The sequence below is a fragment of the Gordonia sp. NPDC003950 genome (assembly GCF_053605205.1).
In genome coordinates this window covers 1-14,244 of the sequence record NZ_JBSGIT010000002.1, presented here as the reverse complement: position 1 = coordinate 14,244, position 14,244 = coordinate 1, and the positions used below count along the sequence as shown (strand labels likewise).

Here is a 14,244-nt window from a genome sequence, read left to right as displayed (position 1 = left end):
TGTTTTAGCGAAGATTCACACGTTGGACTCGATGCGTGCACGCGTCGCCATCGGAGCGGTGCTGTGCACCGTCGCCGCCGGTGGCGTGATGGGCGTGACGATGCACAAGAACGTCACCATCGACGTGGACGGCCAGAAGATCCAGGTCGCCACCATGTCCATGGACGTCGACTCACTGCTGAACTCGCAGGGCTACGACCCGGCCAACGGCGACGTCGTCGAGCCGGCACTGGACTCGTCGTTTTCTGACGGGCAGACCATTGTCTTCCACCGCAAGAAGCAGGTCGTCCTCGACGTCGAGGGACAGCGACGTGTCGTCGAGACCACCGCGGTCAACGTCAACGATCTCCTCGCGCAGCAGGGTCTGTCCCACGGTGACGACGCCACCAACTTCAACGCCGGTGGTCCGATCCCGGTCAACGGCGCCGTGGTCGACGTCACCCTGCCGAAGAAGCTCATCATCATCGACGGCGGCGTGCCGTCGATCAAGAGCGTGCCGGCCGAAACGGTGTCCGAGGCCCTTGCCGACATCGGCGCCCCGCTCGTCGACACCGACAAGGTCACCCCGGCCGCGACCGCCAAGGTCGCCGACGGCATGACCATCAATGTGACCCGCATCCGCACCACCGAGACGACGGTGCCCGAGAACATCACCGCACCCGACATCACCCAGGACGATCCGACCCTGATCAAGGATCGCCGCGTGGTGGTCAAGCCCGGTACCCCCGGCAAGGCCAACGTCCGCTACGAGGTGACCACCGTCAACGGCAAGGTCGTCAAGCGTGTCAAGGTCGGCCAGGAGGTCCTCACCCAGCCGGTCGCCGCGACCGTCCGGGTCGGCACCAAGCCGGGCGCCCCGTTTGTGCCCGTCGGGGTCTGGGATCAGCTCGCACAGTGTGAGGCCACCGGCAACTGGGCCATCAACTCCGGCAACGGCTTCTACGGCGGCGTCCAGTTCGACCAGAACACCTGGGAACGCTGGGGCGGACTCGAGTACGCACCGCGCGCCGACCTGGCCACCCGCGAGGAGCAGATCGCGATCGCGCAGAAGACCCAGGCCGCTCAGGGCTGGGGTGCGTGGCCGTCGTGCTCGGCCAAGCTGGGCCTACGCTGAGCATCGACGACGTACCGTCCGGGGACGATTCCGGCCGGCTCCTGGGACCCGCACAGATCCGTCGGCTCGCCGACGAACTGGGCGTCCGTCCCACCAAGACGCTCGGACAGAACTTCGTCCATGACGCCAACACGGTGCGACGCATCGTCGCCGCCTCCGGGGTCGGATCCGATGACGTCGTCCTCGAGGTCGGACCGGGTCTCGGATCGCTGACACTGGCGTTGCTCGGCACCGTCTCACGGGTGATCGCGGTCGAGATCGACCCGGTGCTCGCGGGTCGGTTGCCGCAGACCGCGGCGGACTACGCGCCACACGGATCGCTGGACGTCGTCACCGCCGACGCGATGACCGTGCGCGCCGACGACCTGCCGGCCGCGCCCACGGCGCTGGTCGCCAATCTGCCGTACAACGTCGCGGTCCCGGTGCTGCTGCACCTGATGAGTGAATGTCCCACCATCGCAACGGCTTTGGTGATGGTGCAGGCCGAGGTCGCCGACCGGCTGGCCGCGCCGCCGGGCAACAAGGTCTACGGCGTGCCCAGCGTGAAGGCCCGCTACTTCGGCGACGTCGCGCGCGCCGGTGCGGTGGGACGCAACGTGTTCTGGCCCGAACCCAAGGTGGAATCGGGTCTGGTCCGGATGGACCGTCGCGACACCTACTCCACCGATCCCGCCCGGCGCGCCGCGGTGTTCGCGGTCATCGACGCGGCCTTCGCGCAACGTCGCAAGACCATGCGCTCGGCCCTGGCGACGTGGGCCGGCTCACCTGCCGAGGCCGAACGACGCCTGCGCGCCGCCGGCATCGACCCGCAGATCCGCGGCGAGAAACTCGACGTCGCCGACTTCGTGCGGCTGGCGCAGGTGCCCGCCTCAACCGGAGGCTGAGCGGAGCTTGTCCAGCAGCGCCGGTGCCACCTCGTCGAGGAAACGCTCCTGGCTGCCGCCGCCGATCTGCACCAACGCGACGTCACTGAAGCCCGCCTCCCAGTAGGGGCGAATCCCGTCGACCAGCTCGTCGAGGTCGGGTCCGCACGGGATATTCGCGGCCACATCGTCTTTCGTGACGAACTGGGTGGCGGCCGCAAAGCCGGCAGTGGTCGGGAGGTTGGCGTTGACGTCCCAGCCGCCGGCGAACCAGCGGAACTGCTCATGGGCACGCGTCACGGCAACATCGCGATCGGGATCCCAGCAGATCGGGATCTGGCCGATGGCGCGGGCCGGGGCATGTGCGGGGCCCTGCCCGATGGAGGTGGTGTCCGGGTGGGCGTTCCACTGCTCGACGATGTCCGCGCTGGGTTCGACGGCGATGAGATGGTCTGCCGGCGGACCGAATTCGTCGATGCCACGGCTCCCCGACACCGCCACACCGATGGGGACCCCGGCGTCGGGGAGATCCCAAAGACGGGCCGAATCGACCTGGAAGAACTCCCCGCGATGGTCGACGACGCCGCCGTCGAGTAGTGCACGGATGATCTCGATGGCCTCCGACAGCATGGATTGTCGTTCGCCGAGGGCGGGCCATCCCGCGCCGACGACGTGCTCATTGAGGTTCTCGCCGCTACCGAGTCCGAGGATGAATCGGCCGTCGGCGAGCAACTGCATCGTGGCCGCCTTCTGGGCGATCACCGCCGGGTGATAGCGCATCGTCGGACAGGTCACGTAGGTCATCAATTCGACGTCGACGGTGGCGTGGGCGACCGCGCCGAGCACCGACCACGCGTACGGGGCGTGTCCCTGCGCCGACAGCCAGGGTGAGTAGTGGTCGCTGGAAACCTCGAAATCGAAGCCCGCCGATTCCGCCGCGATCGCATCGCGGACCAGCTGCCGGGGACCGGCCTGTTCGGTCATGAGGGTGTAGCCAAATCGTGTCGCCATGATCTCGCTCTCTGCCACCGGAGTACTCCGGTGGCAAGGTGGAGTGGGGAATGCGGGCACGTGGTCTGGACCCGGGAGGAGCATCTGTGGATTCATCAGGATCGACCGACGATCGCGGTGACACCGGGCCGGCAGATCGGGGCCGGGCGGGTGGCGGATCGGTCGACACCGTGCTCCTCGACGTCGACGGTACGCTCATCGACTCCGGCTACCTGCACGCTCTGGCATGGCAGCGGGCGTTCGCAGCTCACGGGCTCACCCCGCCGTGGTGGCGTGTGCACCGGACCATCGGCATGGGCGGTGATCTGCTGGTTCGGGAGGTCTGCGGGTCCGAGGTCGAGGATGCCCTCGGTGACCGGTTGCGCGATGAGTGGGCCGAACGTTACCGCGAGGTCCTGCCGGAGGTACGCGCCATCCCCGGCGCATCCGACCTCGTCCGTGCGTTGACCGGCTCCGGCTACCGGGTGGCCATCGCGTCGTCGGGAGCCCGGGAGTTCACCGACGCCGCACTCGAGCGTCTCGGACTCGCCTCGACCGACGTCGACGTCGTGACCAGTGCCGATGATGCCGACAACTCCAAGCCGGCCCCGGACCTGCTCACCGTGGCGCTGCGCCGGGCCGGTGGTAGCAGTGCGGTCCTGGTCGGTGACAGCGTGTGGGACGTCGCCGCGGCGACAGCGGCGGGCATGTCCTGTGTGGCCGTCCGCACCGGTGGCACCGCGGCCGCCGAACTACTCGACGCCGGCGCGGTTCGGGTCGTCGACGATGTCGCGGTGCTTCTGGACACGCGATGGCGGCCGTGACCGGGATGAACGCCTACTCTGGATCCCCGTGTCCCCAGCATCCCTGTCGGTGATCTCCGACGCCGTGACGGTGCGCGTGCCCGCCAAGGTCAACCTGCACCTCGGCGTCGGCCCGCTGCGCGATGACGGCTACCACGATCTGGTGACGGTCTATCAGGCACTATCGCTCTACGACGACGTCACGGTGGCGCGTGCCGCGGGTCTGTCGGTCGAGATGACCCGCGACAGTGGTCGCGGCGCCGACGTCGCGGAGGTGCCCCTCGACGACGACAACCTCGCGGTGCGCGCCGTGCGAGCACTCGGTGAGTACGCCGGTCGTGATCCCAAGGTGGCCATCGAAATCGTCAAACGGATTCCGGTGGCCGGGGGTATGGCCGGCGGCAGCGCCGACGCGGCGGGCGCGCTGGTCGCATTGGCGGCGTTGTGGAAACTCGACGTCCCGCGTGCCGATCTCCTGGACATCGCCGCCGGGCTCGGCAGCGACGTGCCGTTCTCGGTGCAGGGTGGTACCGCCCTGGGTACCGGCCGCGGCGAGCAACTCATGCCGGTGCTGGCGCGCGGCGAACTGCACTGGGTCCTGGCCTTCGCCCGCGACGGATTGTCCACGCCGTCGGTCTTTCGTGAACTCGACCGGCTACGCGCCGACCGTGACCTGACACCGGATCCCGATGAGCTCCGGCCGGATGCGCTGGTGCAGGCCCTGGCTGCTGGCGACCCACACGTCATCGCCCCCTTGCTGCACAACGATTTACAGCCGGCTGCGCTGAGCCTGCAGCCGGGTCTGCGTCGCACGTTGCGCGCCGGGATCGACGCCGGCGCCCTGGGCGGAATCGTCTCCGGGTCCGGCCCGACGTGTATGTTCCTGTGCGCCGACGCGGATGCGGCCGTCGCGGTGGCCGCCGAACTGTCCGGCGCCGGCGTGGCGCGTTCGGTGCGGACCGCATCGGGTCCGGTCAGTGGTGCGACGCGGCAGGTGCCGAGCGCGTGAGCAGGCGACGCATGTACTCGACGGTGAGGGCGGCGGGTGTTCTCGGGACGGCGCTGAGCGCGGCGGTGACCGTCGGTGTGATCACCGCCGCACCCACCATGGCGGCGCCGCTGGCCGGCCGGGTGCTCAGCACCGAATCGATTGCCGCCGAAGATCTTCCGCCCGGTGCCGCATCGGGCGAGCAGGTCACCTACGTGACGCGCGACCAGAACGATCGGATGGCCCTGTCCACCGGCGTCTTCTACCTGCCGAAGGGCACGGCACCGCGCGGCGGGTGGCGCATCTTCTCGTGGGCGCACGGCACCACCGGGATCGCCGATCAGTGCGCACCGAGCCGCACCCGCAAGGGCAGCGGCGTCGACCGGCCCGTCATCGACGCACTCGAGGCCGGCTATGCCGTCACCGCGACCGACTACGCCGGCCTCGGCGCCGCCGGCGAGACCGAATACCTCGGTGGACGGGCGGCCGCACACTCGGTGATCGACATGATCCGCGCCGCCCGCTCGACCGAGGCGAGCCTGGGCACCGAGTGGGTGTCGGTCGGGCACTCCCAGGGCGGGCACGCCGCCCTGTTCGCCGGCCACGAAGCGCCGTCGTACGCACCGGAACTCGACCTGCGGGAGATCGTCGCGATCGCACCGGCGTCGGGGATCGAGGGAGTCCTCACCAAGTCGTTCACCCCGAGCGTGCCGAGCCTGGGACGGGTCAACACCATCAGCGCGCTCTACCTCTACATCCTGGCCGGGCTCGATCATGCCCGGCCGGACCTGCACATCACCGACCGACTCTCCGACGACGGTAAGCGCTATCTCGACCTGGCCCGGTCACAGTGCAACGGCGAGGTGTCCGAGGTGCTGCGGTCGGTGGCGCCGGGATCGCTGCTGGACGAACCGCTGGGTGACGACGCCGTCACCGCCGCACTCGCCGACTACACCCGCGTCCCGACCGGCGGTTACACCGTGCCGATCCGCATCGACCACGGACTGCTCGACCCGATCGTTCCGTTCCCGCTCACAGCGACACTGGTCCGGTCGATGCAGGAGTCCGGTACCGACGTCGATCTGCACACCCACAGCCGCGACGACCACACCGAGGTCGTCGCCGGCGCGCTCGGCGAGGTGATGACGACGGTGTCCTCGGCATTCGGGCGGGACTGACGGTGATGTACCCGTGCGCCACGGTGGTTGATACCGTCTACCGGTGTCTCCTGCCCCCGCATCCGCGCTGATCAACGCCGATCGCATCAGTAAGAGCTACGGCATCCGCGCACTGCTCGACGAGGTGAGCCTCGGTGTGCACGAAGGTCAACGCATCGGCGTCGTCGGCCTCAACGGCGGCGGCAAGACGACGCTGCTGGAAATCCTCGGCGGTGTCACCGAACCCGATTCGGGCCGGGTGTCACGGGCTGGTGGTGCACGCATCGCCGTCGTCACCCAGCGTGGTGAACTGCCGGCCGGGAAAACGGTCGCGGAGGTCGTCGTCGGTGGTCCCGAGGTCGCCGCGCATGAGTGGGCCGGCGATGCGCGGGTCCGTTCGATCCTCGCCGGCATCGGCATCGACGAGTTGCTCGACACCCGCGTCGACGAACTGTCCGGTGGCCAGCGACGCCGCGTGGGTCTGGCCGCGGCGCTGGTCGCCGACGCAGACGTGCTCATCCTGGACGAACCGACCAACCACCTCGACGTCGAGGGCGTGGAGTGGCTCGCCGAGCACCTCATCACGCGACGCAGTGCGCTGGTGGTGGTGACCCACGATCGCTGGTTCCTCGACACTGTCGCCATGCGCACCTGGGAGGTGCACGACGGCAATGTCGACGAATACGAAGGCGGCTACAACGACTGGGTGTTCGCCCGCGCCGAGCGGGTCCGGTTGGCCGACGCCGCCGAGGAGCGTCGTCGCAACCTGGCACGCAAGGAACTGGCGTGGCTGCGGCGTGGTCCGCCGGCGCGAACATCTAAGCCGCGCTACCGGATCGAGGCCGCGGAGAAGCTCATCAGCGATGTGCCCGAACCACGCGATTCGGTCGCGCTGTCGGCGTTCGCGCGTCGGCGGCTGGGCCGGGTGGTCATCGAGCTCGAGGACGCGCACATCGAAACCCCCTCCGGGGAAACACTTCTCGACGATCTGACCTGGCGGCTGGCGCCGGGGGAGCGGATCGGTCTGGTGGGGGTGAACGGGTCCGGCAAGACGACGCTGCTGCGCGCGCTGGCCGGGGAGGTCGACGTCGCGCCCGGCCGTCGCGTCGAAGGTGTCACGGTGACCATCGGGTGGTTGCGTCAGGAACTCGACGATCTCGATCCCGACCAGCGTGTGCTCGACGCCGTGGAATCGGTGGCCGCGCGAATCATGCTGGGCGACAAGGAGATGTCGGCGAGTCAGCTCGCCGAGCGTCTCGGCTTCTCACCGGCACGCCAGCGCACCCCGGTCGGCGATCTGTCCGGCGGCGAACGACGCCGGCTGCAACTGACGCGGGTGTTGATGGCCGAGCCGAATGTGTTGCTGCTCGACGAGCCGACCAACGATCTCGACATTGACACGCTGCAGCAACTCGAGGATCTGCTCGACTCGTGGGCCGGCACACTGGTGGTGATCTCGCACGACCGTTATCTGATCGAGCGGATCTGCGATTCGACGTGGGCGCTGTTCGGCGACCGCACACTCACCAACCTACCCGGCGGCATCGCGCAATATCTCGTGCGCCGTCGGGAGATGCAGTGTGGCGCATCGGCATCCGGCTCGGCGGTGGGGTCGTCGCAGGCGGCATCGGGCGAGGCCACCGCGGCATCGTCACCGTCGGCGGACGGTGCCGCCGAGGCCGCGAGCGCCGCCGCTCCGGCCGTCAGCGCCGCCGAACACCGCGAGGCCCGGAAGGCGGCCAATCGCGCGGAGCGTCAACTCGAGCAGCTGTCCAAACGAGAGGAGCAACTGCATCTCGCGCTTGCCGAGGCCGCCACCGATCCGGACAGGCTGGTGTCGCTCGGCGCCGAGTTGCGTCAGGTCATCGAGGACAAGGACGCCGCCGAGGCCGCGTGGCTGGAGGCCGCGGAAAAGCTGGAGTGAGTGAGGCTCGAGGTGAGTCGCCGGGTGTGGCTCAGCTCGGTACGCTCGCATCGATCCGGGTCGCGAAATCGCCGATCATCGCCCCGGTCATCTCCGGCTGGATGAGCGGGTAGAGGTGCGACGCCCGGCCGATGATGCGCAGTTCGGCCTGCGTCGACAATGCGGCGAAAGTCTTTTCGTGGATGCGGAATTGGTCCCAGCCGCCGTTGGCGAAGAGCATCGGTCCCGGGTAGGCGGACAGCTCACCGAGCGCGTCGAAATCCGCGATCGCGTCGACGACGTCGGCGATGGAGTGCAGTGCGAGTCCACCGGCCTCCATGTCCTGCGCCACCTGCCGGCCCAACGCGACTCGCGTCAGGCCGCGGCTGATGGCCGCGGCCTGCGCGGGGAGCACACTGGTGGCCGCTCCGAACGCCCGAAACGGTGCTGCGAGAAGCGCACTCGGTTGCGCGGTCGATCCCATCGTCACCAGCCCGGCGACCGAGTCTGGGTGACGCCCCGCGGCGGCCATTGCGACGTAGCCGCCGAGGGAGATCCCGGCGACCACCGCGGGTTCCCCGACGGTTGTGATGGCGTCGAGGACGGCGTCGACGGCGTCGTCCATCCTGAACGTTTCGGCGCTGCGGTCGCCGTGGCCCGGCAGATCCGGGTGGATGACGGGCGTTCGGTGATCGCCGCGGCGATACGGTGCATCGACGCACCGCTGACGCGGAGACCGTGGACGAGGACGACGGGAGTGGCGTTGCTGCACATCGGGTGTCAGTATGCCGCCGCGAGGACCGCGCGTATAGTGACGCAGGCCACTGTTTGTGGACCTGTCGAGCAATCGAAAGGCACGCCACCGCCATGACGATGACCGAGACATCACCCATCACCGAACGTCGGGACGGCTACCCGGACGTCGAATTCGTAAAGAACGATCCGGATCTGCCACCGGTCGCGATTATCGACCGGACGCCGATGACGACGCCGAAGAAGATTCTCTTCGCGATCATCGGACTGCTGGGTGCGGTGGCGTGGGCTCTGATCGCCTTCATTCGTGGGGAGAACGTCAACGCGGTCTGGTTCGTTGTCGCGGCGGTCGCCACCTATGTGATCGCCTACCGCTTCTATGCGCGGATGATCGAGATGAAGGTGGTGCGTCCGCGTGATGATCACGCCACGCCCGCTGAGGAATTCGACAACGCGCAGGACTACATGCCGACCGACCGGCGGGTGCTGTTCGGTCATCACTTCGCCGCGATCGCCGGGGCCGGGCCGCTTGTCGGGCCGGTGCTCGCCGCGCAGATGGGTTACCTGCCCGGCACGATCTGGATCATCCTCGGTGCGGTGTTCGCCGGCTGCGTGCAGGACTACCTGGTGCTGTCGATCTCGACGCGGCGCCGCGGACGCAGCCTGGGACAGATGGCGCGCGACGAACTCGGGCCGGTCGGCGGTATCGCGGCGATCCTGGCCGTGTTCGTCATCATGATCATCCTGATCGCGGTGCTGGCGCTGGTGGTGGTCAACGCCCTGGCCGAAAGTCCGTGGGGTGTCTTCTCGATCGCGATGACCATCCCGATCGCGCTGTTCATGGGTGTCTATCTGCGGTACCTACGGCCCGGTCGGGTCAGCGAGGTCTCCATCATCGGGGTGGTGTTGTTGCTCGCGGCCATCGTGGCCGGCCGCTACGTCGGCGAATCATCCTGGGGCAGCGACTGGTTCAGTCTGTCGCCGGTGTTTCTGAGCTGGGCGATCATCATCTACGGCGTGGCTGCCGCGGTGTTGCCGGTGTGGTTGCTGCTCGCGCCACGTGACTACCTCTCGACCTTCATGAAGGTCGGCACCATCGCGCTGCTGGCGCTCGGCATCGTCATCGTGCAGCCGGTGATGCAGGCACCCGCGGTCAGCGAATTCGCCTGGAACGGCAAGGGTCCCGCGTTTGCCGGTGCGCTGTTCCCGTTCCTGTTCATCACGATCGCCTGTGGTGCGCTCTCCGGATTCCACGCCCTGATCGCCTCGGGGACCACCCCGAAACTCCTGGCCAAGGAGGGACAGGCGCGGATCATCGGCTACGGCGGCATGCTCACCGAGTCGTCGGTGGCGATCATGGCGCTGATCACCGCATGTATCCTCGATCAGCACATCTACTTCGGGATGAATGCCCCGAAGGCGCTCACCGACGGTACCGCTCAGGGCGCCGCCGACTACGTCAACGGTCTTGGGGTGCATGGTCAGTCGGTGACGGCCGAGGACTTCACGCAGGCCGCAGAGGCGGTCGGGGAGTCGTCGATTGTGTCGAAGACCGGTGGCGCACCGACGTTGGCGATGGGGATGGCCGACACCTTGCAGGATGCGATCGGTGGAGAGTCGTTGCGGCCCTTCTGGTATCACTTCGCGATCATGTTCGAGGCGTTGTTCATCCTGACCACGGTGGATGCGGGTACGCGGGTGGCGCGCTTCATGCTCTCCGACGGCATCGGCAACATCCCCGGCGCTCAGCGATTCAAGGACCCCTCGTGGCGGCCAGGCGCCTGGCTATGCACGGTGATCGTCTGCGCCGCATGGGGTTCGATCCTGCTGATGGGTGTCACCGACCCGCTCGGCGGCATCAACACCCTCTTCCCGCTGTTCGGCATCGCCAATCAGCTGCTCGCCGCCGTCGCGTTGACCGTCGTCACCGTCATCCTGTTCAAACGGGGACAGTCCAAGTGGGCGTGGGTGTCCGGTGTTCCGCTGGTATGGGATGTGATCGTCACGATGACGGCGTCCTGGCAGAAGATCTTCTCGTCGAATCCGTCGATCGGGTACTGGGCGCAGCACAGTGCCTTCGTAAACGCCAAGGATGCCGGGGAGACGAGTTTCAAGACCGCGAAGAACCTCGACGAGATGAATGCGGTCATCCGCAATACCTTCATCCAGGGGACGCTGTCGATCATCTTCGCCGTGCTGGTGCTGATCGTAGTGGTCGTCGGGGTGTACCTGATGGTGAAGGCGTGGCGGCGCGGTGGGTTGCCGACCACCGAGGAGAAACCGGTGCCGTCCCGGATCTTCGGTCCACGCGGCCTGATCACCACCGCGCCCGAACGCGAGGTGCAGCACGAGTGGGATGCCCTCCAGGCGCAGAAACACGGGCACCGGTCACCCGCGGAGGCGGCACCGTGACCGGCGCGCAGGTCATCGCGTCGCTGCGCCGCGCCGGTGGTCAGGTGGCGTGGTATGTGGGCAGCGTGATGGGCGACCGGGACTATCAGCGCTACCTCGACCATCACGCGGCGCATCGCGCCGACGGTGATGACCGTCCGCCGATGACCGAACGCGAATATTGGCGGGCGCGTTGGGATCACACCGAGAAGAACCCGCAGGGACGGTGCTGCTGAAACCGGTCACGCTGTCGGCACGGTGATCTCGCGGTCGATGCGGATCTGCCGCCGGAACTCGGTGTCGTGACTGACGATCAGCAGTGCTCCCGTCCACTGTCGTAGCGCGGACATCAGTTCCTCGGTGGTGTCGATGTCGAGGTTGTTCGTCGGTTCATCGAGGATCAGGAGCTTGGGCGTCGGATCGGTCAGCAGCGCCGAGGCCAGCGCCACGCGAAGACGTTCACCACCGGAAAGTTCGGCCAGCACCCGGTCACCCGCGGTGCCGCGGAACAGGAATCGGGCCAGGTGGGCTCTGACCTGCTGGGTGGTCGCCGCGGGGTGGGCGGCGGCGACATGCTCGGCGATACTCAAATGCGGGTGGGGGAAGGTGATGCGTTGCGGTACATACGCATAGGGCACGATGATGTGACCGCGCTCGATCAGATCGGTGATCAGCGTGGTCTTCCCCGATCCGTTGGCTCCGACGAGGGCCACCCGCTCCGGTCCGTCGATTCGCGTCCGGTCGTCGGCGACGATCTGGGCATGTGAGGCCAGGTCGACGGCGGGCATGGCGATCCGGGTGCTGCGGTCGTCGCGGACATCGGCGCGGGTCGACTCGAGGCGATCGGCCGCGGTCTTCACGTCGTCGCGGTGTTCGCCCCGGAACTTGCCCGCCGAGACCTGCGCGGCGTCGCGTCGTAGGTGCGCGACGATCTTCGGAACCCGTTTCTCACGTTCGGCTTTCGCGGCCGTGCGCGCCCGACGATCCAGGGCGACCTGGGCGTCGACCATCTCCCGTTTCTGCTTGCGCAGGTCGTTCTCGGCGTTGGCGACCGCTGCCGACGCCGCCTGCTGCTCGGCGTCGATGATCTCACGGTAGGCCGAGTATCCCCCGCCGAAGAGTCGCAGATCTCCGTGGTAGAGCTCGAGGGTGTGTTGGACGCGTTCGAGTAGTTCCAGGTCGTGACTGACCACCAGGACAGCCCCGGGGAATCGCTCGATCGACTCGAAAAGCCTTGTTCGGGAGTTCCTGTCGAGGTTGTTGGTGGGTTCGTCGAGAAGCAGGATCGACGGGCGGCGAAGGAGCGTCGAGGCGATGGCGAGCATGGTCGACTCTCCACCGGACAGGGTGCCGACGGTGCGGTCGAGATCGGCGACCAGTCCGAGCGAAGCGAGTTCCGCAGCGGCGCGTTCCTCGATATCCCAGTCGTCGCCGATGATCTCGAAGTCGAGCGGATCGCTCGATCCGTTCTCGATGCGCGACAGTGCCGAGCGCTTCGCGGTGATGCCCAGGACATCGGCGATCGTGGCGGCAGGGTCGGCGTCCGGATGCTGGGGGACCAGTCCGACGTCGCCGCGGACGCTGACACTGCCACGGGTGGGCTGGAGGGTGCCGGCGACAAGGTGCAGCAAGGTCGTCTTGCCCGCGCCGTTGGCGCCGACCAGCGACACCGAACCCGCCGGGATCGTGAGTGAGATGCCGTCAAAGACGACGGTGCCATCGGGCCAGGTGAACGTCAGGTCCGAGAGGGACAACGATGTGGGTGTGCCGGGCGTCGACGGGTGCGACGCAGGGGAGGAAGCCATGTGTACTCCTGAGGTGCGGGGGGATCGCGAGCATCGGTGACGTCGCGATGGATGACCGGCCTCAGTGGTTCATGGTGTGAGATCACTCCTCGGGTGGGCAATAAGAACACGACCATATCCCCTGACGGTGGGTCGGTGTCAATGGCTTTTGCGGGACCGGACGCGCTAGCGTTGAGATCATGTCGTTCATCCGTACGCACGTTGCCAACGGTGTCGGCGAGATCATTCTCGATCGACCCAAGGCGCTCAACGCACTCGACCAGTCGATGGTCGACGACATGGATCAGATCTTGCGCGAGTGGGCCGACGACGAGTTGATCGAGACGGTGCTGCTGACCTCGGCCAGTGAACGAGCGTTCTGTGCCGGCGGCGACATCCGCGCGATCCGGGATTTCGCGATCGACGGAGACCGTGAGGCGATCACCCGATACTTCGCGGGGGAGTACCGCCTGAATCAGCTGATCGCCGAGTACCCGAAGCCGCACATCGCATTGATCGACGGTCCGGCGATGGGTGGTGGCCTCGGTATCAGTGTGCACGGCGAGATCCGGGTGGTGACCGAGAAGGCGATGATCGCCACGCCGGAGACCGCTATCGGCTTCTTCCCCGACATCGGCTCCACCTACTTTCTCCCGCGACTTCCCAGCGGCGTCGGAATGTGGTTGGGACTGACGGGTTCTCGAGTACGCGGATCGCAAGCGCTGTCGGTCGGGCTGGCGACCCACTTCGTACCGTCGGCGGATCTGCCGTCCGTGGCAGACCGAATCCGTTCCGGCGCCCCGCTCGGCGACATCCTCGTGCCCGATCCGACCAAACACGAGGACCATCCACCACTGCCGGTCGAGGCGATCGGTGAGTACTTCTCCGATTCGAATGTCACCGCGATCGTCGGTGGCCTGCGCGGCACCGTCGGCGACGAGTGGGCCGCCGAGATGCTCGATCTGATCGGCAACGCATCCCCGACCAGCCTGTGGGTGACCGCGCGACTGCTCGAACTCGGCGCCGACTCGCTACTCGACGAATGCCTGGAACGAGAACTCCACGCGGCCGAGAACATCACCATGACAAACGATTTCCGGGAGGGAGTGCGAGCGGTACTCGTCGACAAAGACCGCTCCCCGAACTTCGACCCGGCCGAGATCGACGACGTGGACCCCGCCACGGTGGCAGCCATCATCGGAGCCTGACCTGGTCGCTCGGCCGTTCCCGCAGGTCCAGTGACGCAAACCCCCGCTGGCCGAGTGCGCCGCGCGATCCTGGCGACCTCGTCGCGTATCCGCCGTGCCGAGCTTGACGAGGTCACCTCCGCAACCCGACGACGAAATCGCGCCACCACCAACCGAACCCACGCGTGATACAGCCGACAGCGTTCATCCCCAACAGATTCCGCGCCGAAGAAACTTGTCGGTGGTCGTCGCTACACTTGAGTCAGTTCAGTTGGAGCGACCGAGCAGAGGGGGTGAACATCATGGCCGAC

General features: G+C 67.5%; 11 protein-coding genes and 1 pseudogene. 9 read left to right on the top strand and 3 right to left on the bottom strand.

All coding sequences use genetic code 11. From position 1 onward, the window contains the following. Positions 1–31 precede the first annotated feature (31 nt). Complete coding sequence (locus ACWETB_RS01770) at positions 32–1,114, top strand: transglycosylase family protein (RefSeq protein WP_449744305.1); 1,083 nt, start codon at positions 32–34, stop codon at positions 1,112–1,114. Continuing rightward, positions 1,078–1,998: a 16S rRNA (adenine(1518)-N(6)/adenine(1519)-N(6))-dimethyltransferase RsmA gene (gene rsmA / locus ACWETB_RS01765; protein ID WP_449744306.1), complete on the top strand. Its 921-nt coding sequence runs from the start codon at positions 1,078–1,080 to the stop codon at positions 1,996–1,998. Before ACWETB_RS01770 ends, rsmA begins: the two co-directional genes overlap by 37 nt. Here the strand turns inward: rsmA and ACWETB_RS01760 are convergent. Then, a complete protein-coding gene (locus ACWETB_RS01760; RefSeq protein WP_449744307.1) occupies positions 1,984–2,988 on the bottom strand; it encodes a TIGR03557 family F420-dependent LLM class oxidoreductase in 1,005 nt (334 codons plus the stop codon). The genes rsmA and ACWETB_RS01760 overlap by 15 nt on opposite strands. A gap of 170 nt (positions 2,989–3,158) precedes the next feature. Here ACWETB_RS01760 and ACWETB_RS01755 point away from each other — a divergent pair, with 170 nt between their 5' ends. From ACWETB_RS01755 to ACWETB_RS01740, 4 genes are read left to right on the top strand one after another with little or no spacing between them, the layout of a single operon-like run. Then, entirely contained in the window at positions 3,159–3,791 is a 633-nt protein-coding gene (locus tag ACWETB_RS01755; protein WP_449744335.1) for an HAD family hydrolase, read from the top strand. 28 nt (positions 3,792–3,819) lie between these two features. Then, on the top strand, positions 3,820–4,779 hold the full coding sequence (locus ACWETB_RS01750) for a 4-(cytidine 5'-diphospho)-2-C-methyl-D-erythritol kinase (protein WP_449744308.1): 960 nt from the start codon (positions 3,820–3,822) through the stop codon (positions 4,777–4,779). A gap of 11 nt (positions 4,780–4,790) precedes the next feature. After that, positions 4,791–5,936, top strand: a complete 1,146-nt coding sequence (locus ACWETB_RS01745) for a lipase family protein (protein ID WP_452209198.1) — start codon at positions 4,791–4,793, stop codon at positions 5,934–5,936. 43 nt (positions 5,937–5,979) lie between these two features. Next, complete coding sequence (locus tag ACWETB_RS01740) at positions 5,980–7,839, top strand: ABC-F family ATP-binding cassette domain-containing protein (RefSeq protein ID WP_452208854.1); 1,860 nt, start codon at positions 5,980–5,982, stop codon at positions 7,837–7,839. Positions 7,840–7,870: 31 nt separating this feature from the next. Here the strand turns inward: ACWETB_RS01740 and ACWETB_RS01735 are convergent. Continuing rightward, positions 7,871–8,592, bottom strand: a pseudogene (locus tag ACWETB_RS01735) (alpha/beta fold hydrolase). Between the two features lie 99 nt (positions 8,593–8,691). Here ACWETB_RS01735 and ACWETB_RS01730 point away from each other — a divergent pair. Both ACWETB_RS01730 and ACWETB_RS01725 read left to right on the top strand, forming a co-directional pair. Next, positions 8,692–10,983: a carbon starvation CstA family protein gene (locus tag ACWETB_RS01730; protein WP_425476245.1), complete on the top strand. Its 2,292-nt coding sequence runs from the start codon at positions 8,692–8,694 to the stop codon at positions 10,981–10,983. Continuing rightward, positions 10,980–11,198, top strand: a complete 219-nt coding sequence (locus ACWETB_RS01725) for a YbdD/YjiX family protein (protein WP_348802927.1) — start codon at positions 10,980–10,982, stop codon at positions 11,196–11,198. The genes ACWETB_RS01730 and ACWETB_RS01725 overlap by 4 nt, the downstream gene beginning before the upstream one ends. Before the next feature lie 6 nt (positions 11,199–11,204). Here the strand turns inward: ACWETB_RS01725 and ACWETB_RS01720 are convergent, their stop codons facing one another. Beyond that, positions 11,205–12,767, bottom strand: coding sequence for an ABC-F family ATP-binding cassette domain-containing protein (locus ACWETB_RS01720; RefSeq protein ID WP_452208852.1), 1,563 nt, complete (start codon positions 12,765–12,767; stop codon positions 11,205–11,207). Positions 12,768–12,946: 179 nt separating this feature from the next. Between ACWETB_RS01720 and ACWETB_RS01715 the strand changes: the two genes are divergently transcribed. Then, a complete protein-coding gene (locus tag ACWETB_RS01715; protein WP_452208850.1) occupies positions 12,947–13,954 on the top strand; it encodes an enoyl-CoA hydratase/isomerase family protein in 1,008 nt (335 codons plus the stop codon). Positions 13,955–14,244: the final 290 nt, after the last annotated feature.

What these genes read in the sequence shown, in the direction of transcription:
- ACWETB_RS01715 (WP_452208850.1), top strand. Translation starts at nt 12,947, where the DNA reads ATGTCGTTCATCCGTACGCACGTTGCCAACGGTGTCGGCGAGATCATT.
- ACWETB_RS01730 (WP_425476245.1), top strand. Translation starts at nt 8,692, where the DNA reads ATGACCGAGACATCACCCATCACCGAACGTCGGGACGGCTACCCGGAC.
- ACWETB_RS01720 (WP_452208852.1), bottom strand. Translation starts at nt 12,767, where the DNA reads ATGGCTTCCTCCCCTGCGTCGCACCCGTCGACGCCCGGCACACCCACA.
- ACWETB_RS01745 (WP_452209198.1), top strand. Translation starts at nt 4,791, where the DNA reads ATGTACTCGACGGTGAGGGCGGCGGGTGTTCTCGGGACGGCGCTGAGC.
- ACWETB_RS01770 (WP_449744305.1), top strand. Translation starts at nt 32, where the DNA reads ATGCGTGCACGCGTCGCCATCGGAGCGGTGCTGTGCACCGTCGCCGCC.
- ACWETB_RS01760 (WP_449744307.1), bottom strand. Translation starts at nt 2,988, where the DNA reads ATGGCGACACGATTTGGCTACACCCTCATGACCGAACAGGCCGGTCCC.